20 protein-coding genes and 1 pseudogene are annotated in these 20,712 nt (G+C 46.2%); all 21 read right to left on the bottom strand.

The features are described from left to right. Positions 1 to 53: 53 nt before the first annotated feature. Entirely contained in the window at positions 54 to 1,673 is a 1,620-nt protein-coding gene (locus KSP24_RS11040; RefSeq protein WP_216975141.1) for a YifB family Mg chelatase-like AAA ATPase, read from the bottom strand. Between the two features lie 177 nt (positions 1,674 to 1,850). Beyond that, entirely contained in the window at positions 1,851 to 2,069 is a 219-nt protein-coding gene (locus KSP24_RS11035; RefSeq protein WP_216975243.1) for an EscU/YscU/HrcU family type III secretion system export apparatus switch protein, read from the bottom strand. A gap of 1,142 nt (positions 2,070 to 3,211) precedes the next feature. Continuing rightward, positions 3,212 to 3,424: pseudogene (locus tag KSP24_RS25645) on the bottom strand (ATP-binding protein); the annotation flags it as partial. Positions 3,425 to 3,635: 211 nt separating this feature from the next. Continuing rightward, positions 3,636 to 4,187 carry a nitroreductase family protein gene (locus KSP24_RS11025; protein WP_040101582.1) on the bottom strand — a complete coding sequence of 184 codons (552 nt, stop codon included), beginning with the start codon at positions 4,185 to 4,187 and terminating at the stop codon, positions 3,636 to 3,638. Between the two features lie 155 nt (positions 4,188 to 4,342). Then, positions 4,343 to 4,726 carry a YraN family protein gene (locus KSP24_RS11020; RefSeq protein WP_013370656.1) on the bottom strand — a complete coding sequence of 128 codons (384 nt, stop codon included), beginning with the start codon at positions 4,724 to 4,726 and terminating at the stop codon, positions 4,343 to 4,345. Further along, positions 4,726 to 5,025, bottom strand: a complete 300-nt coding sequence (locus KSP24_RS11015) for an EscU/YscU/HrcU family type III secretion system export apparatus switch protein (protein ID WP_013370655.1) — start codon at positions 5,023 to 5,025, stop codon at positions 4,726 to 4,728. Before KSP24_RS11015 ends, KSP24_RS11020 begins: the two co-directional genes overlap by 1 nt. After that, on the bottom strand, positions 5,022 to 7,148 hold the full coding sequence (locus KSP24_RS11010) for a prolipoprotein diacylglyceryl transferase (protein ID WP_216975140.1): 2,127 nt from the start codon (positions 7,146 to 7,148) through the stop codon (positions 5,022 to 5,024). Before KSP24_RS11010 ends, KSP24_RS11015 begins: the two co-directional genes overlap by 4 nt. 91 nt (positions 7,149 to 7,239) lie before the next feature. Beyond that, a complete protein-coding gene (locus KSP24_RS11005; RefSeq protein ID WP_025676862.1) occupies positions 7,240 to 7,926 on the bottom strand; it encodes a ribonuclease HII in 687 nt (228 codons plus the stop codon). A gap of 168 nt (positions 7,927 to 8,094) precedes the next feature. Further along, on the bottom strand, positions 8,095 to 8,955 hold the full coding sequence (gene ylqF, locus KSP24_RS11000) for a ribosome biogenesis GTPase YlqF (RefSeq protein WP_014599660.1): 861 nt from the start codon (positions 8,953 to 8,955) through the stop codon (positions 8,095 to 8,097). Positions 8,956 to 9,042: 87 nt separating this feature from the next. Further along, on the bottom strand, positions 9,043 to 9,669 hold the full coding sequence (gene lepB / locus KSP24_RS10995; protein ID WP_025676859.1) for a signal peptidase I: 627 nt from the start codon (positions 9,667 to 9,669) through the stop codon (positions 9,043 to 9,045). Positions 9,670 to 9,770: 101 nt separating this feature from the next. Beyond that, on the bottom strand, positions 9,771 to 10,115 hold the full coding sequence (gene rplS / locus KSP24_RS10990; protein WP_007429998.1) for a 50S ribosomal protein L19: 345 nt from the start codon (positions 10,113 to 10,115) through the stop codon (positions 9,771 to 9,773). Between the two features lie 224 nt (positions 10,116 to 10,339). Next, on the bottom strand, positions 10,340 to 11,158 hold the full coding sequence (trmD, locus tag KSP24_RS10985) for a tRNA (guanosine(37)-N1)-methyltransferase TrmD (protein WP_013370650.1): 819 nt from the start codon (positions 11,156 to 11,158) through the stop codon (positions 10,340 to 10,342). Next, positions 11,158 to 11,673, bottom strand: coding sequence for a ribosome maturation factor RimM (gene rimM, locus KSP24_RS10980; protein ID WP_013370649.1), 516 nt, complete (start codon positions 11,671 to 11,673; stop codon positions 11,158 to 11,160). Before rimM ends, trmD begins: the two co-directional genes overlap by 1 nt. A gap of 97 nt (positions 11,674 to 11,770) precedes the next feature. Beyond that, positions 11,771 to 12,001, bottom strand: coding sequence for a KH domain-containing protein (locus tag KSP24_RS10975; RefSeq protein ID WP_013370648.1), 231 nt, complete (start codon positions 11,999 to 12,001; stop codon positions 11,771 to 11,773). Positions 12,002 to 12,024: 23 nt separating this feature from the next. Next, positions 12,025 to 12,297: a 30S ribosomal protein S16 gene (gene rpsP / locus KSP24_RS10970; protein WP_013370647.1), complete on the bottom strand. Its 273-nt coding sequence runs from the start codon at positions 12,295 to 12,297 to the stop codon at positions 12,025 to 12,027. 69 nt (positions 12,298 to 12,366) lie between these two features. Then, complete coding sequence (ffh, locus tag KSP24_RS10965) at positions 12,367 to 13,743, bottom strand: signal recognition particle protein (RefSeq protein WP_013370646.1); 1,377 nt, start codon at positions 13,741 to 13,743, stop codon at positions 12,367 to 12,369. Between the two features lie 51 nt (positions 13,744 to 13,794). Next, positions 13,795 to 14,163: a YlxM family DNA-binding protein gene (gene ylxM, locus KSP24_RS10960; RefSeq protein WP_013370645.1), complete on the bottom strand. Its 369-nt coding sequence runs from the start codon at positions 14,161 to 14,163 to the stop codon at positions 13,795 to 13,797. A gap of 166 nt (positions 14,164 to 14,329) precedes the next feature. Beyond that, complete coding sequence (gene trhA, locus KSP24_RS10955) at positions 14,330 to 14,980, bottom strand: PAQR family membrane homeostasis protein TrhA (protein ID WP_013370644.1); 651 nt, start codon at positions 14,978 to 14,980, stop codon at positions 14,330 to 14,332. A gap of 153 nt (positions 14,981 to 15,133) precedes the next feature. Continuing rightward, the gene (gene ftsY / locus KSP24_RS10950) at positions 15,134 to 16,141 is read right to left on the bottom strand and encodes a signal recognition particle-docking protein FtsY (RefSeq protein WP_013370643.1); all 1,008 of its coding nucleotides are present in this window, start codon (positions 16,139 to 16,141) and stop codon (positions 15,134 to 15,136) included. Positions 16,142 to 16,179: 38 nt separating this feature from the next. Continuing rightward, positions 16,180 to 19,749 (bottom strand): chromosome segregation protein SMC, encoded by a 3,570-nt coding sequence (gene smc, locus KSP24_RS10945; RefSeq protein ID WP_058710930.1) that lies wholly within the window; start codon positions 19,747 to 19,749, stop codon positions 16,180 to 16,182. A 255-nt stretch (positions 19,750 to 20,004) separates the two neighbouring features. After that, positions 20,005 to 20,703 carry a ribonuclease III gene (gene rnc, locus KSP24_RS10940; RefSeq protein WP_013309856.1) on the bottom strand — a complete coding sequence of 233 codons (699 nt, stop codon included), beginning with the start codon at positions 20,701 to 20,703 and terminating at the stop codon, positions 20,005 to 20,007. Between the last annotated feature and the right edge of the window lie 9 nt (positions 20,704 to 20,712).

The raw sequence follows: 20,712 nt of genomic DNA, 5'->3' as shown, positions 1-20,712 counted from the left end.
GGAAAAACTTTTTCATAAAAATGATGTACTGTATCTGCTATTTTATCGCCTTTTTACATTTCGGGAAAATTGGAATTTGCTCTATCCATCTGGCGGTATTGAATAGCTTCAGCCACATGTGAAGTCGTAATTTTCTCTGACTCATGTAAGTCTGCAATGGTGCGGGACAGCTTGAGAATTCGATCATACGCACGCATGCTTAAACCAAGTGCATCCATCGTCTGGTCAAGCAACTCCGCTGCATTTTGTTCTAAAACCGCATATTTACGCAGCATCTGACCGGACAGCTCACTATTCCATGAAAAAGGAAGCTTGCTGTATCTGCGGATTTGTATTGCTCGAGCAGCCAACACCTGCTTTCTCATATCAGCAGACGACAGTGATCCTTTTTCCTCCCGCCAATCCTTCGGTTGTGATACCTCAAGCTGAAGATCAATTCGATCCAGCAATGGACCGGAAATACGTGAGCGGTATCGAGCTACTGCTGCAGGTGAACAGGTACAGCGCTGATGTTCCGTGTTATTACCGAAAAAGCCACAGTGACACGGATTCAAAGAAGCTGCAAGTAAAAAATGCGCCGGATACTTAAACACTGCACGTGAACGACTGATTGTAACATGGTGGTCTTCCAGAGGCTGCCGCAGCACTTCTAGTACATGACGGCTAAACTCAGGCAACTCATCCAGAAATAAAATCCCTCGGTGTGCAAGACTGATTTCTCCTGGTTTGGGTATGCCTCCTCCGCCCACCAAGCCAGCAGCAGAGATTGTATGATGAGGCGCACGGAAGGGACGAACATGCATGAGATGGGTCGATGAGTCCTTCCATTTTCCTGCTGCGCTGTATACCTTGGTCACTTCTAGCGACTCCTTTTCAGTCAAAGGCGGCAGGATCGAGGGCAACCTGCGGATGAGCATCGTTTTTCCAGCACCCGGCGGTCCCATAAGAAGAATATTATGCATTCCTGCTGCAGCGATAACTAACGCACGTTTGGCGTGTAGCTGACCCAATACATCGCTGTAATCCTCCATATTACTGATTAGCGCTTCTTGCTCACACAACGGTATGTGCTCTGCTCGGGGTAAATGGTCATAGGAATGGATTATAACTTGTTCACTGGCAGTACAATTTTGATTGGTCACTTGGCCGTCCGGGGTGCCTTGTGCATGATCATTAACCGGGATAAGATCCACCAGATGGCGTATAGCGTAAATACGTATATCCGCAATTAGACGAGCCTCGCTTGCGTTTTCTTGAGGAAGCAGCACGGAATCGAATCCTTCTCGCTTGGCCAGATCAACCATAGACAACACCCCATTTACAGGACGAATGCTGCCATCCAGTGCCAGCTCGCCAATAAACAGCGTTCGTTCCCCTACTGGTAAGACAACCTGTCCACTGGTTGTCAGCAAGCCTAAAGCGATAGCAAGATCGAAAGATGAGCCTTCCTTACGCAAATCTGCAGGAGCTAAGTTAATCGTGACACGCTGGGACGGATATTTGAAACCGCAGTTTTTGATTGCTGCTCTCACACGCTCTACTGCCTCTCGAATCGCTGAATCCGGCAATCCGATAATCGCGGTCTGAGGCAAGCCATTGGACAAATCAGTCTCAACTTCGATCAGAACGCCATCTATCCCATATAGACAAGCTCCATGTAATTTTCCATACATATCAAAAAAGCACCTCTCCTCATATTGAAATGTCCCTCTGTGGGAATCATTGCCTATATGAAAAAAGGTGCTTCCAAATTTTCATTTATTGCAAATATAATGTTCTAAATTTAGCTCTCAACCCTAATTTCAACCTCAACTAAGCTTATCTGACGACAGATTATTTGTCAATTAAGGTTAGCTTATCGGCTGCTGGAGTACGTGGTCTTGATTCCGGGGCTCGCCCAAATCAAGCTTGGACAGCACTTCAACTAGCGCAGCATCCTCCTGAACAGGAACACCATGTTCTTTGGCTTTTTCTAAAATGCTATCCGCAATGCGGCCGCTCCCCTTGGCAACGACGATCGGCGCTTTGCTCTCATCAGGCGTATATTTAAGGGCGACCGCCTTCTTCATGGAAGGAGAAGAAGGTTCCAAGGGCTCTCCTGCGGATGAGCATCGTTTTTAACAACCCGGCGGTCCCATAAGAAGGATATCATGATACATTGTCACGCATTGAAAAACTAAGCAATATCAAAGATTTGGCGATACTAAGCAGTTTTCCTTTCGGCGGGAGATCACTTTTTTTCTTGTAGGCTCTATTAAGCACATTTGTGATTTTCTTATAATTTCATAAATACTATCAATTTAAAATTTATCAGGAACGATGTATTGTCGAGTTTACTTTCCACGATGATGTAACTCTAAAAAAGAAGACAAGTAAGCCGTCTCCCTTTGGGTCGGCGCGAAGAGAAGAAAATGAAGGCTAGGTAAGTCTGATGAGAAATTGAAGGAACAAAAAAAATCCTGAGATGTCAGGACTTTTTTTGCTCTGTACGCTGCCCGAATTCGACATTTTATTTCCGCGTAGTGGCGGGAGTTTTCAGTTTTCACCCGTGAGAAGTGCGTTCAGCAGGTCTGAACGATTAGAAAACCACGACTGAAAGTCGTATATTGAGGGGACTACCCCAGCCAGTATTCCCACGTACAATTACTATACCGTCGTCATGCGGAACGACGTTATGGATCGTCATGGTAGCAGCTCCTTGAAACGGCTTAACTTGACCGCCAAAAATACCAATTTCCGTGATCGAGACAAGTACCCTACTTGAGGAATTAACAAACCCAGCCAGGTTCAAGCGACTTTGGAACAAATTCGGACCTACATTGTTGAGACTAAAAATGAATGCGGTACCTGCTTTAGTTCTTAGGCGACGCGTAGGTTTCAGAATTTTTCTAGAAGAATTTACTTTTCCCATTCGAATCAACTTCCCTTCTTTTTTGATAATATAGAATATGCTAGTTTTTATAGAATCGAAACAGACAAACGGATTGGAAAAAGTGACTATCTTTATCACTAGGCAATAAAAAAAGCCCCGCGATGTCAGGGCTATGGTCTAAAACTTGATTGAAGTGAGCGAACGAAAAACGACGGAGAGCTGCTCAAGCGGATTGCCACGCTACAAATGAAGATCAAGGAACTCCGTGAGAACGAATAGAATTACCGAGAGCTGCACGATTGGAGAAGATCCGCTGACCGTAAATTTGACGCTTTTATGGATCAGCAGAATATTATGCATTCTTGCTGCAGCGATAACTAACGCACGTTTGGCGTGTAGCTGACCCAATACATCGCTGTAATCCTCCATTATTACTGATCAGCGCTTCTTGCTCACGCAACGGTATATGCTCTGCTTGGGATAATGGTCATAGGAATGGATTATGACTTGTTCATTGGCAGTACAATTTTGATTGGTCGCTTGGCCGTCCGGTCCGAACGCCATCTATCCATATAGACAAGCTTCATGTAATTTTCCATACATATCAAAAAAGCACCTCTCCTCATATTGAAATGTCCCTCTCGGGAATCATTGCCTATATGAAAAAAGGTGCTTCCAAATCTTCATTTATTGCAAATATAATGTTCTAAATTAGCTCTCAACCCTAATTTCAAATCCTCAACTAAGCTTATCTGCGGACAGATTATTTGTCAATTAAGGTTAGCTTATCGGCTACTGGAGTACGTGGTCTTGATTCCGGGATAACTTCAGGATAGCCTGCATATATCATTCCAATTACCTTCTCACCTGGTTGAATTCCCAAGCAATCACGGAATTTAGGCGAATACAGAAATGGTTTTGTCACCCAAAACGTTCCGATCCCTTTGCTCCATGCAGCAAGCATAAAGTTTTGAACAAGCGCACTGACTGCTGCAAAATCCTCATCCCAAACCGCTTGACGCGGATCTTCTTCCATCACCACTAAAAGCTGAATCGGGTTGTGCAGAATTCCACTCTCAAACTTGTTGTCTTTACCAATATCGGCTGCAATGGCTTTTGCAAGCTTTTTCCGTCCCTCACCAGCAAACAACAGAAAACGCCACGGCTCACGCATTTTATGATTAGGAGCCCATACAGCGACGTTCAGTAGTTCTTTAATCGTATCTACCGGGATAGAGTCAGGTTTAAATCGTTTAATCGTCCGGCGTTCCTGAATTACATCTATGACATGTTCACTAAAGGTATGCTTTGTCACGTAAATCCTCCTTCACAGGTACAACGACTAGATATTCATTATAGAATGAAAATGATAACTATTCTCAATAAAATATACCTGCAGCTTTCCTTTCTGTCAACCTGTACATATGAATTCAGTCCTGTGTTCCAACATCCAAAGAAGTTCTTACTTTTTTAAAAGGCATCTATAAAATGGTCCGTAACAACAGCCGTTTCAGCAGATAATCGTACAGAAATCATATCAAAACGGATTGGAGATTCTCCCATTCCGTTCATATGCAAGTATACTGCGGCTGTTTGGCGAACCTGGGTTATTTTACGTGCAGTAACTGATTCGGCTGGTGTTCCATATTTAGAGCTGCTTCGGCTACGTACTTCAATAAATACGAGTATGTGCTCCTGCTTGGCAATCAGATCTATTTCTCCACTACGGCATCGCCAATTGCGCTCCAAGATACGATAACCCAAGTTTTCTAAAAACAAAGCCGCGGCTTCTTCGCCCATCGCTCCTTTGGCTTTCCGCTGGTCCTTGCCTCTAGTCTTCATTTCATTTCCCATCACCAGTCATCCCTTGGAGCAAGCCGATCCATTTGATATATATAGGTTAGCACCTCTGCTACCAACTGATAGAGTTCAGCAGGGATTTGCTCGTCCAAATCAAGTTTGGACAGCACTTCAACCAGCGCAGCATCCTCCTGAACAGGAACACCATGTTCTTTGGCTTTTTCCAAAATGCTATCCGCAATGCGGCCGCTCCCCTTGGCAACGACGATCGGCGCTTCGCTCTCACCAGGTGTATATTTAAGGGCGACCGCCTTCTTCATGGAAGGAGAAGGAGATTCCAAGGGCTCTTTCATATTTTAAGATCGACTCCTTTGTACGGCTGAGGCACATAGCTTTGTACCTCTGAAGAGGCGGGGCTGCTCTGTTCAGCCCTTGTGGGCATAGGCTCGGTACGCAGTGTTAGAAGTTGGTAGCCTAGCGACTCCAGCGCGGTACGAATGGACTCACGCCCACTCGTTAATAGCGAAGCCGCCCATTCCTGATCATTATGAAGCTTGAGACTTACAATCCGATCTACAACCTGCACATCCACCAGCGTCGGACCAAGTCCCTTCATGTCCAAATCAAACCAAAGTCGACAGTTGGAGGCATCCAGCTCTCCGCGCTTGCCACGGCGGGACTGAATCTGGATTGTAGCTGTTTCGCGACCGTCCGGTCCAATAAACGGTATAAACATGTGCACTTGTGCAAAAGGCGCCGTTCGGTCTGTATTTAGCAGCAGCTGCTGGCCTGTCAGGTGCTGTACAACCTGCTGAGCCGCCTCTTTCAAAGCGGGCGGCAGGTCGTCGCTGCTCATTAGCTGTAGTAGCGCCCCTTTAACGGTGTCTGCGGCCGCTGTCACGGAGTTGTCTGTCGTAGCCGCTAAACCCGGCAGCGTCTGCAACACTCCCTCAGGCGGCTCCGTACGTGCCGCTGCCCCTTGCGCGAGCTGCGCAGTCGAGCGGTGTACCTGCTGCTCGTGCTCTGCACCGAGCAGCTTCAGCACACGGCCTACCCACGGATCCTCCGTGGGGCTGAGCTGCATGCTGGGCGCCGCAGACTGAGAAGCAGCGGCATCCGCAGTCCGCGAAGCGCCAGCCGCTGGCTGCGCTACCTCTGCTGAGGACTGATCTGGCGCAGCCGTGCTCAGTTCGGGTGGCACTGCTGCACGTAGCTCTTGCAGCAGGAGGCGCAGCCGCTGGAGCGGCGCCTCTGGCACAGTAGCGTTGTTCGTCGCGGATGGTAGCGTAGAGCCAGCGGCTTGCTGTGCGGAAGGACGGTCTGCCGTGACTGCGTTTAAGGCAGACTTCGTCCCCGTAGACTCTGCCGTGGCCGGGGTTGGAGCACCATCGGCATCCTTAAGCTGCGTACCTGCCGCAGTGGCTTGCTGTTGTTGCTCCGCTTTGACGCGGGAGCCGTTTAATGCATCAGCAGCGCCCGATTCAGGCGCATTGGCACCAGCATCCAATACCACTGTCGCTCCTCGCCCGCTAACTGCTTGCGGTTTTTCTGAAGCAGTCCCGTTGGATGCAAATGCAGTAGATCCCGCCGAAGTATCCGAATCTGTAGCCAAAACACTCGCTTCGCTTACTGTAGCAGCGAGATTGGCTGCCTGAGTCCCTTTTAACAATTCCTTGCCGCCTGTGACTTGTTGTCCTGTTTCTGCCTGTTTTGTAGCAGCAGAGGCAGAAGCATCCTTGGACAATGTTAAAGCTTGGCCTTCCTGTCCCTCTGCAATCACCACAGAAGAAGTGCCTGTTGGACTAACTGACGTTCGGTCAGTGCTTTTTATTGTGGTTGCTTCCCCTACTGAACGGTCAGTAGGCGTTCCCTGTCCTTGCTGCTTTAACACCGCTTCAAGTTCTTGCTCCAACGATGACAACAAATCATTTAAAGGAGGCCCAAACATTGTTTGACGCAATCCATTTATGCTTTCGGCCGTTAATGGAAGTCCCCGCTGAAAGGCAACTGCCGCTGCCTGCACAAACGTTCCCAATTGTACATTGCCGCTTTGCTTCGACAAGGCTTCTTGCAAAGAAGCCGCATTTTCCGATGTCAACGGCACACCATTCTTTTGCATTGCCTGTATAAGCTCCCTGTTTTGAGCTGTATCCGGCAGTCCCACCGATTCCAATACGTCTGTCAGCGCTACGGTTTGCTGTGGCATATTGGCAGCATCATTCAGAGGCTTAAGCACAGTCATTCCGCTGGAAGAAGCCGGTTGTACCTGAAACGTTGCAGTCTGTCCAGGTTGAAGAGGGGTCTCCAGCTTTGCCCTGACTTGAGAACCCTGTATTTGCAATACAGCCTCGTCGCCGTCCTCAGACACCTTTAATACGACTCCTCTTACGACCTGGCCTGGCTGCATATCAAGTTTTTTCGCCTCTCCCGCCTTCACATCTCCAAGTAATCCCCGGAATACAGATCCGATGTTCATATCGCCCCTCCTCTCACTCTCCCCCTACTCAAAAGGGTCTGTAATATTAGATATACTTTATATCGGTATTGTCCTGATTCATAATAAGTATCTACAGATCAAACAACGTTGGTTGCTCAGTCAACAAATTGCCTAAAAAGCTGCGTCTATGCATTTCTGTAGGCCCTAGCGCCAAAATTTGTTCTCTATGCAACTTGGTAGCATAACCTTTATGTATACCAATCCCATATTCCGGATATTTCGCATCCCATTCACCTTTGCATAGCCGATCACGAGTCACCTTGGCAATGATAGAAGCTGCCGCAATAGACTGACTGTTCGCATCTCCCTTAATGATGGATAGCTGAGGAATAGGTACATCTACCTTTTCTGCATCCACAAGTAAATAATCAGGAGACACATGTAAAGCCTCAACAGCCTTTTTCATAGCTAAACGAGCCGCTTGTTTAATATTGATTTCATCAATCATCCGCGCGTCTACATGACCAACTCCTACAGCAATCGCCTTCTCCATAATCAGTTCGTAGTAGGCTTCTCTTTTCTTGTCCGTCAATTTTTTGGAATCGTCTACCCCCTCCAATAACTCACCAACTGGTAAAATGACTGCTGCCGCCACAACATCTCCAAACAGACATCCACGCCCTACCTCGTCAATACCTGCAATCCGCTCACAAGATTGTTCCCAGCATTTTTTTTCATAGTGCAGCATGTCCTTTACTGCGTTCTCTTTAGCTTCCATATTCAATACCTGCCCATCTTTACGTAGTTTAAGCTTCATCATGCCGTAGCTCTAACAATTGAATTCAGCTTACCACAGACCTCTACTGTTCAAAACCCTTTTCTATCTACCTTTACATACCAAAAAACCTTCCTCCTCTCCGGAGAGATGGGGAAGGTTCTTCCTTGCCACAAAATGCAATGTTCTGTATCAGATGTACCAGCTCTATCAATATGGTGCTTCTAAACTGAATCGTCCCAGCTTCCCTGCACGTAGCTCACGCAAAATAATTTTTGACGCCTTTTCGAGATCTACACGTCCACCACTAACAATACAGCCACGCTTACGTCCGATAGCCTCCATAACGTTCACAACATCATCTGGATTTTCTGTATCCTCAGGGCGTTCGGTAAGCTCAAAACGTTCTGCCATGGCATCCCAATAATATTGAACAAGATATTTTGTCGCGAAAAAGGCAATGTCCTCTACATTTAAAATTTCTTCCTTGATCGCGCCTGTAACTGCTAGACGATAGCCCACGTTCTGATCCTCAAATTTAGGCCACAAAATACCTGGTGTATCCAGCAATTCAATTTCTCCGGTCTTGATCCACTGTTGTGCCTTCGTTACTCCGGGGCGATCACCCGTAGCTGCAATATTACGTCCTGCCATTCGGTTGATCAATGTCGATTTGCCGACATTCGGAATACCGACAATCAAAGCACGTATAGGACGCGGATTCATTCCCTTCGAAATCTGCCGGTCTATTTTTTCCTTAAGCAACAGCTTGGCCTGAACCGGAATTTCTTTGAGCCCCGTCCCTGTCGTGGCATCTACTGGAAAGGCTACATGCCCCTGTTCCTTAAAGTAGGCAATCCATTGCTGTGATACTACAGGGTCCGCCAAATCTGCCTTGTTCAAAATAATCATTCGCGGCTTGCCTTGCAAAATATCATCAATCATTGGATTTCGGCTGGAAAGCGGCAACCGAGCATCAATCAGCTCAATAACCAAATCAATCAGCTTTAATTTTGCTTCAATTTGGCGGCGCGCTCTGGTCATATGACCAGGAAACCATTGAATCGTCACCGTCATCACCCCATTGAGCGTAACTCCTACTTTCACCCTTGGGGTCATAGTTAGGATTACGGCAGCTATGCTGCTTATTAGTTATTTCTAGTGGTTAATCCACTGCATATCCTTCACAGGCCAAAAAATGACATCAGCCCGGCCCACGACTTCCTTCAAATCAATATATCCAATCATCCGACTGTCTGTACTATTGGAACGGTTATCGCCCATAACAAAAATATGCCCTTCTGGCACTTTTCCATTCTTAAACTTTTCATTTGGAAAATTGGTAAACTTGTTGTAAAGTTCGCCATTTTGATGTGCTTCTTCCAAAGGAGCCTTGAGATAAGGTTCTTGGATCGGCTTACCATTTACTGTAATCGTGTCACCTTCTACCTTGACCGTATCACCCGCAACGGCAATGACGCGCTTGATGAAGTCTCTTTTTTCTTCCGGGACATGGAACACAATCACTTCACCCGGTTTAGGAGCACGAAAATCATACAAAATCTCATTTACAATGACGCGTTCTCCGGTATGAAAGTTAGGCTGCATTGACGGACCATCCACAATAAAAGGCTTAAAGAGAAGCCAGCGGATTAAAAAGACAAGCACTAACGCAATAATGATGGCCTTGAGCCACTCAAAAATCTCATTTTTTGGTTTACGCTTGGGCGTACCATCCTGATCAGTTGGCTGCTGCACAGCTCCTTGTCCTACTTCTTGCTCCATAGCTCACTGTCCTCTCTTTACGGTCAATAATCCACAGTTCCCTATGTACGTAGAAAAAACGAAAGGAGCTTGTAACCAAGCCCCTTTCGTTATTCGTTGTATTAACGACGAATTTCTTTAATTCTCGCTGCTTTACCGCGCAGTTCACGAAGATAATAAAGCTTCGCACGACGCACTTTACCACGGCGAGCCACTTCGATTTTATCGATTTTTGGGGAATGAAGCGGGAAAGTTCTTTCCACACCTACACCGTAAGAAATTTTACGAACTGTAAAAGTCTCACTGATTCCACCACCACGGCGTTTAATTACTACACCTTCAAACAACTGGATACGCTCACGAGTTCCCTCGATAACCTTCACGTGCACTTTCAAAGTGTCACCAGGACGAAAGTTAGGCAGATCTTTACGCAGTTGTTCTTCAGTAATCGCTTGGACGATATTCATCTATGACTCCCTCCTTCCGTACAGGTGTTCATGTTTCTTCTGGAAACTCTTCCGTTTCCTTCATCATCCACAGAGGACCACCGTATTACACACAACAGATGTATTGTATCATGGAGGTTACCGCATTGCAACAACAAAAAGGGATTTGACCAAACATTATTTAATTGACTTCATTATAAAACAGGTCCCTGCCTGCTTTCAAATCCACTCATGTTAATAGTGCTTTATCGCTTGTCCCTCGAACTGTCCAATTGGTGCTGCTCCTCAATCCACGCGCGCTCCCTGCTTGTCAGTTCAGCCTGTTCCAGCAAGTCCGGTCGACGTTCCATCGTACGACGTAACGCCTCTTGTCGTCTCCAAGAGTCAATATTGACATGATGCCCTGATAAGAGTACATCCGGCACTTTCCAGCCCCGAAACTCAGCAGGCCGAGTATAATGTGGGTATTCCAACAGTCCTGTACTAAACGAATCTGTTACCGCACTCGTTTCATTACCCAACACTCCTGGTAACAACCGTGTCACACTATCAATGACGACCATGGCTGGTAGCTCGCCACCAGTCAATACATAATCTCCGATCGAAAGCTCATCCGTCACCAGATGCTCTCGAATACGCTCATCATAACCCTCATAATGTCCACATATAAAAATAAGATGGTCCTCTTTGGCAAGCTCTTCCGCTTTTTTTTGCGTAAAAGTCTCTCCTTGTGGACACATCAAAATAATACGCGGAGTTTTTATGTCTGCGTTATGTTCGGCATCTTCATCTCCAATACCTTCAACGGCAGCTTCAAATGTTGATTGCTCTGATTTATCCAACAGCGCTTCCACGGCAGCAAAAATAGGGTCTGGCTTCAAAACCATGCCGCCTCCACCACCATAGGGCGTATCATCCACTTGCCCATGCTTGTTGCCGGCATACTGGCGAAAATTAACCGCTTGCAGTGATACAATCCCCTTATCCCTTGCTTTTCCCAGAATGCTTGCATTAAAAACGCCATCAAACATCTCTGGAAACAGGGTCAGTACATCCACCCGCATTACAGCAGACCTTCCATTAATCGTACTGTAACCCGTTTTTCGCGCACGTTTACATCCAAAATAACATCCTCTATATACGGCAATAGCAGTTCCTTACCTTTAGGCATTTGGACTACCCATACATCATTCGCTCCCGGTGTCAAAATTTCTTTTACCTCACCGAGCTTAGTTCCGTCTTCCGTTACTACTTCCATACCGACTACTTCATGAAAGTAAAACTCGTTTTCTTCCAATTCTCCTAACCGTTCAGCAGAGACCTTTAACAAAGTACCTTTATATTTCTCAACATCATTGATGTTGTGATATTCCTTAAATTTTACGACAACCATATTTTTTTGAAAACGAGCTGTTTCTACAGTTACGGGAATCGGTGCTTTGCCATCTGCTGGAACAATCAATAGCTCGCTGCCTTTGGCAAAACGATCCTCAAGAAAATCAGTTGTCGTTAATATTTTTAGCTCACCGCGAATTCCATGTGTATTCACAATTTTCCCGACATTAAACATTTGCTGCATCGTGTTCCTCCTGCATATAATCGGCTCCGCTCCATATCATCTTCATCATGTACGAAAAAGGGTTAGGACATACATCCTAACCCACTTTCGTATATCTTTAAGATATGATGTCTACGGTAACCCGTTTATCCATCTTAACGGCTGCTGATGCAACCACAGTGCGAAGCGCCTTGGCGATACGTCCCTGCTTGCCAATGATCTTGCCCACATCCTCAGGATGTACACTAAGTTCATACACTACAAGTCGATCCTTCTCCAAGGTCTTCACGGTCACATCATCCGGATGATCGACTAAAGCCTTAGCAATGATTATCACTAATTCTTCCATGGTTGACCCTCCGTATCAGCACCTTATTTCTGTGTTTTAAGCTCATGAAACTTTTTCAACACGCCCGCTTTGCTAAGCAAGTTGCGAACAGTGTCGGATGCTTGTGCACCATCTTGCAACCATTTCAGCGCTTTATCTTCATCAATTTTTACAACCGCTGGTACTGTAATAGGGTTGTAGTAACCGATTTCTTCGATAAAACGACCGTCACGCGGGGAACGGGAATCAGATACCACGACGCGATAGAAAGGAGCTTTATGTGCACCCATACGTTTCAGACGAATACGAACTGCCACGAAAATTCACCTCCTTCAAAAAGTAGACTGTATATTGCTATCCTATAACTCCAAAGGCCTATCGACCTTTTAGCGGAAAGGAAACTTCATACCTTTGCCCATACTCTTCAGCTGTTTCAGAGCCTTGTTTTTGCCACCCTTAGGACCCATCATATCTGAGAACTGCTTCATCATACGGCGCATTTCGTCAAATTGCTTAATGAGACGATTTACCTCAGCCAGCGATGTTCCACTGCCTACAGCAATCCGCTTGCGACGACTATGATTAATCATGTCTGGGTTTTGCTTTTCCTGTTTAGTCATCGAATGAACGATAGCCTCAATCCGGCCCATCTGTTTGTCATCCACTTTGATGTCTTTCATTTGCTTCATGTTGCCCATACCAGGAATCATATCGAGAATCTGGTCGATTGGGCCAAGCTTCTTAACCTGATCCATTTGCTCCAGAAAATCCTCGAAAGTAAACTCGGCATTGCGCATTTTCCGTTCCATTTCCTTCGCCTTATCCGCGTCGATATTGGACTGCGCTTTTTCAATCAGGGACAGCATGTCACCCATGCCTAAAATCCGTGAAGCCATCCGCTCAGGGTGAAATGGCTCCATTGCATCCAGCTTTTCACCCAATGTAGCAAACTTGATCGGGCATCCTGTCACAGCTTTAACCGACAAGGCCGCGCCCCCACGAGTGTCGCCGTCCAGCTTTGTCAGTACAACTCCCGTTAACTCAAGGCTATTGTTAAAGTGCTCCGCAACGTTAACTGCATCCTGTCCTGTCATGCTATCTACAACCAGCAGAACTTCATCCGGCTTGACATTAGTATGAATCTGGCGCAACTCTTCCATCAGTTCTTCATCAACATGAAGACGACCGGCAGTATCTATAATAACATAGTCATTACCATTATCCTTAGCATGCTGCAAACCCTGTTTTGCGATTTCCACCGGGCTTGTCTGATCTCCCAATGTAAATACAGGTGCGTTAATCTGCTCACCGAGAATCTGAAGCTGCTTGATCGCGGCAGGTCTGTAAATATCACCAGCTACAAGCAATGGACGATGGTTTTGCTTTTGCAACAACTTCGCTAGTTTACCTGACGTCGTCGTCTTACCTGCGCCCTGGAGACCCACCATCATAATGACTGTAGGCGGTTTGTTTGCTTTGGCAAGCTTAGCCTGACTGCCACCCATCAACTCGGTCAATTCCTTGTTTACAATGTCGATGATGACCATGCCTGGCGTAAAGCTGTCCATCACTTCCTTACCAACGGATTTCTCCTTTACCTTGGCAATAAAGTCCTTTACAACCTTGAAGTTAACGTCCGCTTCAAGCAAAGCCAATCGCACTTCACGCATCGCCTGAGCTACATCATCCTCAGACACTTTTCCTTTGCCGCGCAATTTACTGAATACATTTTGCAAGCGAGTCGATAATCCTTCAAATGCCATACTTTCGCACCTCCTTGTCTACCAGGGTTGTTAGTTCTTCATTTATATATCCTACAATTCCTGCAGGCGATTTACAATTTGTTGGACATGTTGCAATGTATCCTTATCGGGCTTACCAACTTTTCCGAATGCATCATATAATGTCGCATTCAGTTCCTCTAAATCTTGGATTCTACGTTCATGCTTACTTAGCAATCCAAGCTTTTCCTCATACATTTCTAATACCTGTTCAGCACGTTTAATATGTTCATAGACTGCCTGACGGCTAATTTGAAATTCCGATGCAATTTCCCCTAAAGAAAAATCATCATGGAAGTAATATTTTAAAAACATCTGTTGCTTCTCTGTAAGTAGAGGTTCATAGAAGTCAAACAGTCGGTTAATCCGGTTTGTCTTTTCCAGCCGATTCTCCTGACTCATCGTGTATACCTCCATCGTCAAGGAAAAACACTTTACAGTTCTTTTCAACGTTCCTTATCATACATAAAAGAAAAGAAGATGTCAAGCGTTATCCCTTGTCATACAAAAAAAAGCCGATCCACTGCCCTTAAACGGGAGAATAGATCGACTTTTTTGCCCCTCTCACTCAAACCCTTACTGGAGTAAGATACAGCAGAACAGCCAGAAAATGAAGTATGCTGCCTGCCAAAACAAACAGATGCCAGATCGCATGGTGATATGGAAATGCCCGCCACACATAAAAAATCGTGCCCAGCGTATACATAAGACCACCCACGAACAATAGCGTCATCCCTCCGGCGGGAACAATGGCCATCAGGGGATTCCAGGCAATTGTAATGAGCCAGCCCATTATAATGTAAAACACAGTAGACATAAACAGGAAGCGTTTGGTGAAGAACGCCTTGAACAGTACACCAAACAAAGCGATCCCCCAAATCACTCCAAATAGCGTCCATCCCAGAGTACCTCGCAAGGCAACGAGCATAAAAGGGGTGTAGCTACCTGCAATGAACAGGTAAATACAAGAATGATCGAATATTTCGAACAAATCCTTCAATTTTCCTTCACGCAGGCTATGAAGCAACGTGGAATTGGTATACAGCAACAGCATTGTAATCCCGTAAATTGTAAAGCTTACGACATGCCAAGCAGTTCCTTTCATGCTAGCAAAAACAATGAGTAGCACAAGCGCTGCTACACTTAAAACGGCTCCAATACCATGTGTAATCGCGTTAGCTACTTCTTCCCGGCGGGAATAAGTATAGGTGTTTGCCATCGTTTTTCACCCGGCTTCCTGAGTAATATTTTTATACAAGAAATTTATCCGGCATCGTCAAACCTTTTGCTTTCATTATACAATTGGGCGGACTTACGCGGCAACAGGAGCACTGCTTAGTCCCAGACTTATAAGCAAGTCTAATCAAACGGATTAGTTCTGCTCTTCCTCGCCAGCTTCGACAGCCTCTTCTTGGATCAAACCGGCGAACAATGCATGAACAAATTGTTCTGAATCAAACGGTTGAAGATCATTCACTTTTTCACCTAAGCCCACCAGCTTAACAGGCAAATTCAATTCCTGACGGATAGCAACAACAATCCCGCCCTTTGCTGTTCCATCCAATTTTGTCAGTACCAGACCGGTTACGCCGCTCTTCTCACCAAACAGCTTGGCTTGGTTAAGTGCATTTTGTCCAGTCGTCGCATCAAGTACCAACAACACTTCATGAGGAGCGTCTGGAATTTCACGCTGGATAACGCGGAAAATCTTGTTCAATTCTTCCATTAGATTGCTTTTATTTTGAAGACGTCCTGCTGTATCGCATAACAAAACATCTACTTGACGCTGCTTGGCAGCCTGTACGGCATCAAACATAACCGCAGCTGGATCAGAACCAGATTGCTGTTTGATGACCTCTACACCTGCCCGTTGGCCCCAAACCTCCAACTGTTCAATCGCGCCCGCCCGGAATGTATCTCCAGCAGCCAACAATACTTTTTTGCCCTCTTGTTTAAAACGATGAGCCAACTTGCCAATGGTCGTTGTTTTTCCGACTCCATTGACGCCTACGAATAGAATGACCGTAATCCCGTCTGGATTCATTTTGAGCTGACTATTGTCATTCCCCCGCAGCAACTCAGACAGCTTTTCCGACAGTACAGGCTGTAACTCGGACGCATCCTCGATTTTGCGTTTTTTCACTTCTCCCCGCAAGTCTTCAATGAGGTTCATAACGGTATTGACGCCTACGTCCGCTCCGATCAGAATTTCTTCCAGTTCCTCGTAAAATTCCTCATCAATTTTTTTACGGCGAATCATCAGGTCCGTTACTTTTTCGACGAAACCTTTACGTGTTTTTTCTAAACCGTCTTTGAACTGCTTTGTGACCGATTCCGTTTTACTTGCGATGCTTTCCTTCAATTTTCTAAAGAAACTCATGGATTCCCTCCGTTGATCTGAAAGTATGTTATTTGATGTCAGGCAATCTCAGCTTCATCGTTGTCCAGCTTGACAGATACGAGTTTAGAAACCCCGCCTTCTTCCATCGTAACCCCGTACAGCACATCGGATTCTTCCATGGTGCCTTTACGGTGTGTAACTACGATAAACTGTGTCTGCTCTGAGAATTCCCGTAAATACTGAGCAAAACGCACCACATTTGCTTCGTCTAATGCTGCCTCTACTTCATCGAGTACACAGAATGGAACAGGTTTAACGTGTAAAATGGCAAATAATAAAGCCATTGCTGTTAGAGCCCGTTCACCGCCTGACAACAACTGTAAGTTTTGAAGTTTTTTGCCTGGAGGCTGGGCTACAATGTCAATGCCCGTCTCCAGCAAACGTTCCGGATCAAGCAACACAAGGTCTGCACGTCCGCCTCCGAACAGCTTGGAGAAAACCGTTCCAAATTCGCGACGAATCGCATCGAACGTGGTCTTGAAGCGCTTGGACATTTCATCATCCATTTCACGAATAACCTGATAGAGCGTTGTCTTGGCCTCTACCAAATCAGACTTTTGCTCATCAAGAAACGTATAGCGCTCATGTACACGCTGGTATTCCTCAATAGCACCCAGATTGACCTCACCCAGCGCAGATATCCCGCGTTTGAGCCTTTCCACCTCACTCTGCGTACCTTCAATATCTTCCGGTATAGGGTAACGCTGCTTGGCCAGCTCATAGCTGAGTTCATAATCATCACTTAATTTTTTCAAAACATTTTCCAGTTCCACATCAAGTCGGTTTACTCCAATTTCTGTTTGGCGAAGCAGTTCCTCCACCGACTTAAGCTGAATTCGCTGTTCTTTTGTGTCATTCTCAGCAGCTTCCAGTTTTTTGGACAAGCTGCTGCGTGCAGCCCGTTTGAATTCCAATTGCTCTGCAGCTTCTTCCTTTTTCAAACGGTATTGATTGAGATTCTCAATTTGTTTCACGGTCTCCTGCTCATTGGTAAGCAAATCCGCTTCGATGGAAGCAAGCAAGGTCTTGTTTTGTCTTGAATCCTTACCAAGGGTATCATAATCCCCACGCAGTCTGCGAATCTGCTCTTCCAATGAAAAGCGCTCTTGGTCCAGCTTGCCTTCTCTTACCTTGAGATTGGTGAGCTCTCCTTGCAACTGCTCTTTGGCTGATTCATTCGCTTTACGCGCAAATTCGGCAGCGTGAATGGCTTGATGCGTTTTCTTCTCTTCTTCCTCCAGCGCAGCCAACTTTACCAGTGCTTCTGCACGGGAAGCTTCCAACTCCTTGATTTCCTGGTCAAAGCCTTTTTTCTCCTGGCCAGACGCAGCTACCTGCTCCAGAACATGACGAAGTTCATGCTCAAGTTGTTTGAGCTCCATTGCCATCTGCTGCTCTTCGGTCCGCTTCACATCGCCGCCCTGGCGCAATTCATCCAGACGGGTCTGTGTCTCCTCCAACTGTCGTTTGGTATCTATTGCACTCTGGCGCAACCTGGCAATTTGCTGTTCCGTGTCTAGAATGTCTTGATCCAACTGATCCAGCTGACGTTTACGGCCCAGCAGATTAGCATTTTTCTTGAACTGGCTCCCCCCAGTCATGGAACCACCTGCATTGACAACATCGCCTTCCAGCGTGACAACACGATATCTATATTGACAACGGGCCGCAATACGATTGGCATCTTCCAGCGTACGGGCAATGACCACATTCCCCAAGAGACTGCCTACGATTCCGGCATATCGATCATCGTACTGAACAAGATCTGCACCGATCCCGACAAAGCCTTCTGCGCTTTCCACAATTTGACGTTCTCCAGCACCAATCTGACGCGGGCGGATAACGTCCATAGGCAAGAATGTCGCTCTGCCCAATTGACGTTGCTTTAGAAAACTGATCGCCTGTCTGGATACCGATTCATTTTCCATCACAATATGCTGAACTGAAGCGCCCAAAGCGGTTTCCATCGCCTGCTCTAAATGCTCAGGTACCCGAATCAGCTCCGCTACTGCTCCATGCACACCGTGCAAAGTTCCTTTGCGTGAAGCCTTTAACACCTCTTTAACTCCGAGCATGAAGCCGTCAAAGTCATCCTGCATTTCTTTCATCGTATCTCGCCGTGAAATTTGAGCCTCACGTTTTTGTTCCCATTTACGAACCGTGCCCTGGTTTTCTTCCAGTAGTTTTTGCAGGGCCTGGTACTGTTCACTTCCCTGAATATAGCCACTGCGCAAACTGCTAATTTCCTGTCCCAGCTTCTGAATCGTCGCTTCCAACCCTTTTTTGCGCTGTTCAAGTTCGACTTTTTGGGCTTCCCATTTGCCGGATTCATCACTGACGCGATTCACTCGGCGTTCCAACGCTTCCTTCTGTTGGTCGGTATAACGAATTTCGTTACGCGCCTGCGCCATCTGATTCATCAGCTCCAGCAGACCACCCTTTAGGCTTTCTTCCTGCTCCTGGCTGATTCCACCTGTGACGCCAATCAGTTTGGCCTCTTCATCAGACAGACGCGCACGCAACTCGTCCAGCTCTACATTCAGCGCTGACAGCTTTTCGTTCAGCTGATCCAGTTCGCTTTTGCGTTCGGAATGCCGTGATTCACTTGTGCTGAGGGATAAGATCAATTGTTCCCGATTGGCCTCCAAATTGCGTGTGCGCTCTTTGAGCAATTCACCGTATCCTTCACTTTTTTCCGTAGCTTCACTGTATTGCAGCAGATCCTTTTGCAGACGTTCTACTTGCTCTTCCAGCTGCCGTAATTCATTACGATCGTTTTCCAGCATCGCATCATGGCGGGACACTACTGTAGACAACTGAAGCTGCTCTTGCTGCAACAAAGCTAGTTTGGAAGTCGCATCGCTCCATGAAGTATGAATTTGTTCAATTTGATGGACGTACATCGAAATTTCTTTTGATTTTAATTCACTGCGCAGCTCTTTAAAATGAATCGCCTTTTCAGACTGCTCCTTAAGAGGTCCAATCTGATCCTCTAGTTCACTGACCAAATCGTGAATACGCAGCAAATTTTGCTCTGTTTCATCCAGCTTGCGAACTGCATCTTTTTTACGTGATTTATATTTTACGATACCCGAGGCTTCCTCAAAAATACCCCGTCGATCCTCAGATCGGGTACTCAAAATTTCTTCAATACGTCCTTGCCCAATAATCGAATAAGCTTCTTTACCAATCCCTGTATCCATAAACAGCTCAGTAATATCCCGAAGTCTGCATGATTGACGATTAATGAAATATTCACTATCCCCACTCCGATGCACACGTCGCGTTACCGTCACTTCACCAAAATCCAGAGGCAATGCCTGATCTTCATTATCTAGCGTAAGTGATACTTCACCGTAATTAACAGCCTTACGAGCATCACTACCTGCAAAAATAATGTCCTCCATCTTGCCGCCACGCAGTGATTTGGCACTCTGTTCGCCCAACACCCAACGAATTCCGTCGGAAATATTACTTTTTCCACTCCCATTGGGTCCGACGACTGCCGTAATGCCGCGGACAAATTCCATTTCCGTTTTATCTGCAAACGATTTGAAGCCCGCCAGCTCAATGCGCTTTAAAAACATGCTCAATCTCACCTCTAACATTCAAATATGCTTGTACAACTTCATTGACCTGATTGATTGAATTATCCTTATTGTAGCATAAGACTAATTTGAAAAAAGCACAGTATCGACGTTCACTTTACAGCAGTAAAGCCACGAAAAAAGAGCAAAACGCAGTCCATTCGCCATTATGGGCCGGGACTCCCCGCGGACTGCCCTTTGCTCTTACTTTGTGTCCTCTGCTTGCGTCACCCGTTCGGGCCGCTCAGGTACCGATTACGATTCCGCCAGCTTCAAACGGTTTAAAGCAACTGCCGCCGCTTGCTGCTCAGCTTCCTTTTTGGAGCGTCCTGTACCTGCCCCCAGCCGTTCGCTGTCCATATATACCTCGGCTACAAACTCGCGTTCATGGGCAGGTCCGCGTTCCTCGACAATCTTGTATTCAAGCATCCCCATGTTATGATGCTGCGTCAGTTCCTGAAGCTCTGTTTTGAAATCACTCATCTGAAGCTTACCGTTTAATACAATTTGAGGAAAAATATAACGTTCTAGAAACGACCGGACGGCTTCCAGACCCTGATCCAAATAAAGCGCGCCTACGAACGCCTCGAACACATCAGCCAACAGAGCAGGACGAGTACGTCCGCCTGTCAGCTCTTCACCTTTTCCAAGCAATACATACTGCCCAAACTCAAGCCCGACAGCAAACTTCACCAAAGAAGGCTCACAGACAATAGCTGCACGCAACTTGGTTAGTTCGCCTTCGGGCCGGTTAGGGTACTGATTGTACAATTGCTCAGACACCGTCAGTTCCAGAACAGCGTCACCCAGAAATTCCAGACGCTCATTATCTGCATGCTGACTGAACCGATGTTCGTTTACGTAGGAAGCGTGCGTAAAAGCCTGCTTCAGAAGCTGCCGATTGTTGAATTGAATATGAAGTTTCTGCTGTAATTGCTTCAAGTCTCCACTCAACGAACTGAC

The sequence above is a fragment of the Paenibacillus sp. AK121 genome (assembly GCF_019042715.1).
Classification (GTDB): domain Bacteria; phylum Bacillota; class Bacilli; order Paenibacillales; family Paenibacillaceae; genus Paenibacillus; species Paenibacillus polymyxa_C.
Note: the sequence above shows the minus strand (reverse complement) of the source record. Positions and strands in the feature narration are given on the sequence as shown.

What these genes read in the sequence shown, in the direction of transcription:
- KSP24_RS11040 (WP_216975141.1), bottom strand. Translation starts at nt 1,673, where the DNA reads ATGTATGGAAAATTACATGGAGCTTGTCTATATGGGATAGATGGCGTT.
- KSP24_RS11035 (WP_216975243.1), bottom strand. Translation starts at nt 2,069, where the DNA reads ATGAAGAAGGCGGTCGCCCTTAAATATACGCCTGATGAGAGCAAAGCG.
- KSP24_RS11020 (WP_013370656.1), bottom strand. Translation starts at nt 4,726, where the DNA reads ATGGGAAATGAAATGAAGACTAGAGGCAAGGACCAGCGGAAAGCCAAA.
- KSP24_RS11015 (WP_013370655.1), bottom strand. Translation starts at nt 5,025, where the DNA reads ATGAAAGAGCCCTTGGAATCTCCTTCTCCTTCCATGAAGAAGGCGGTC.
- KSP24_RS11010 (WP_216975140.1), bottom strand. Translation starts at nt 7,148, where the DNA reads ATGAACATCGGATCTGTATTCCGGGGATTACTTGGAGATGTGAAGGCG.
- KSP24_RS11005 (WP_025676862.1), bottom strand. Translation starts at nt 7,926, where the DNA reads ATGAAGCTTAAACTACGTAAAGATGGGCAGGTATTGAATATGGAAGCT.
- lepB (WP_025676859.1), bottom strand. Translation starts at nt 9,669, where the DNA reads ATGGAGCAAGAAGTAGGACAAGGAGCTGTGCAGCAGCCAACTGATCAG.
- rplS (WP_007429998.1), bottom strand. Translation starts at nt 10,115, where the DNA reads ATGAATATCGTCCAAGCGATTACTGAAGAACAACTGCGTAAAGATCTG.
- trmD (WP_013370650.1), bottom strand. Translation starts at nt 11,158, where the DNA reads ATGCGGGTGGATGTACTGACCCTGTTTCCAGAGATGTTTGATGGCGTT.
- rimM (WP_013370649.1), bottom strand. Translation starts at nt 11,673, where the DNA reads ATGCAGCAAATGTTTAATGTCGGGAAAATTGTGAATACACATGGAATT.
- KSP24_RS10975 (WP_013370648.1), bottom strand. Translation starts at nt 12,001, where the DNA reads ATGGAAGAATTAGTGATAATCATTGCTAAGGCTTTAGTCGATCATCCG.
- ffh (WP_013370646.1), bottom strand. Translation starts at nt 13,743, where the DNA reads ATGGCATTTGAAGGATTATCGACTCGCTTGCAAAATGTATTCAGTAAA.
- ylxM (WP_013370645.1), bottom strand. Translation starts at nt 14,163, where the DNA reads ATGAGTCAGGAGAATCGGCTGGAAAAGACAAACCGGATTAACCGACTG.
- trhA (WP_013370644.1), bottom strand. Translation starts at nt 14,980, where the DNA reads ATGGCAAACACCTATACTTATTCCCGCCGGGAAGAAGTAGCTAACGCG.
- ftsY (WP_013370643.1), bottom strand. Translation starts at nt 16,141, where the DNA reads ATGAGTTTCTTTAGAAAATTGAAGGAAAGCATCGCAAGTAAAACGGAA.
- smc (WP_058710930.1), bottom strand. Translation starts at nt 19,749, where the DNA reads ATGTTTTTAAAGCGCATTGAGCTGGCGGGCTTCAAATCGTTTGCAGAT.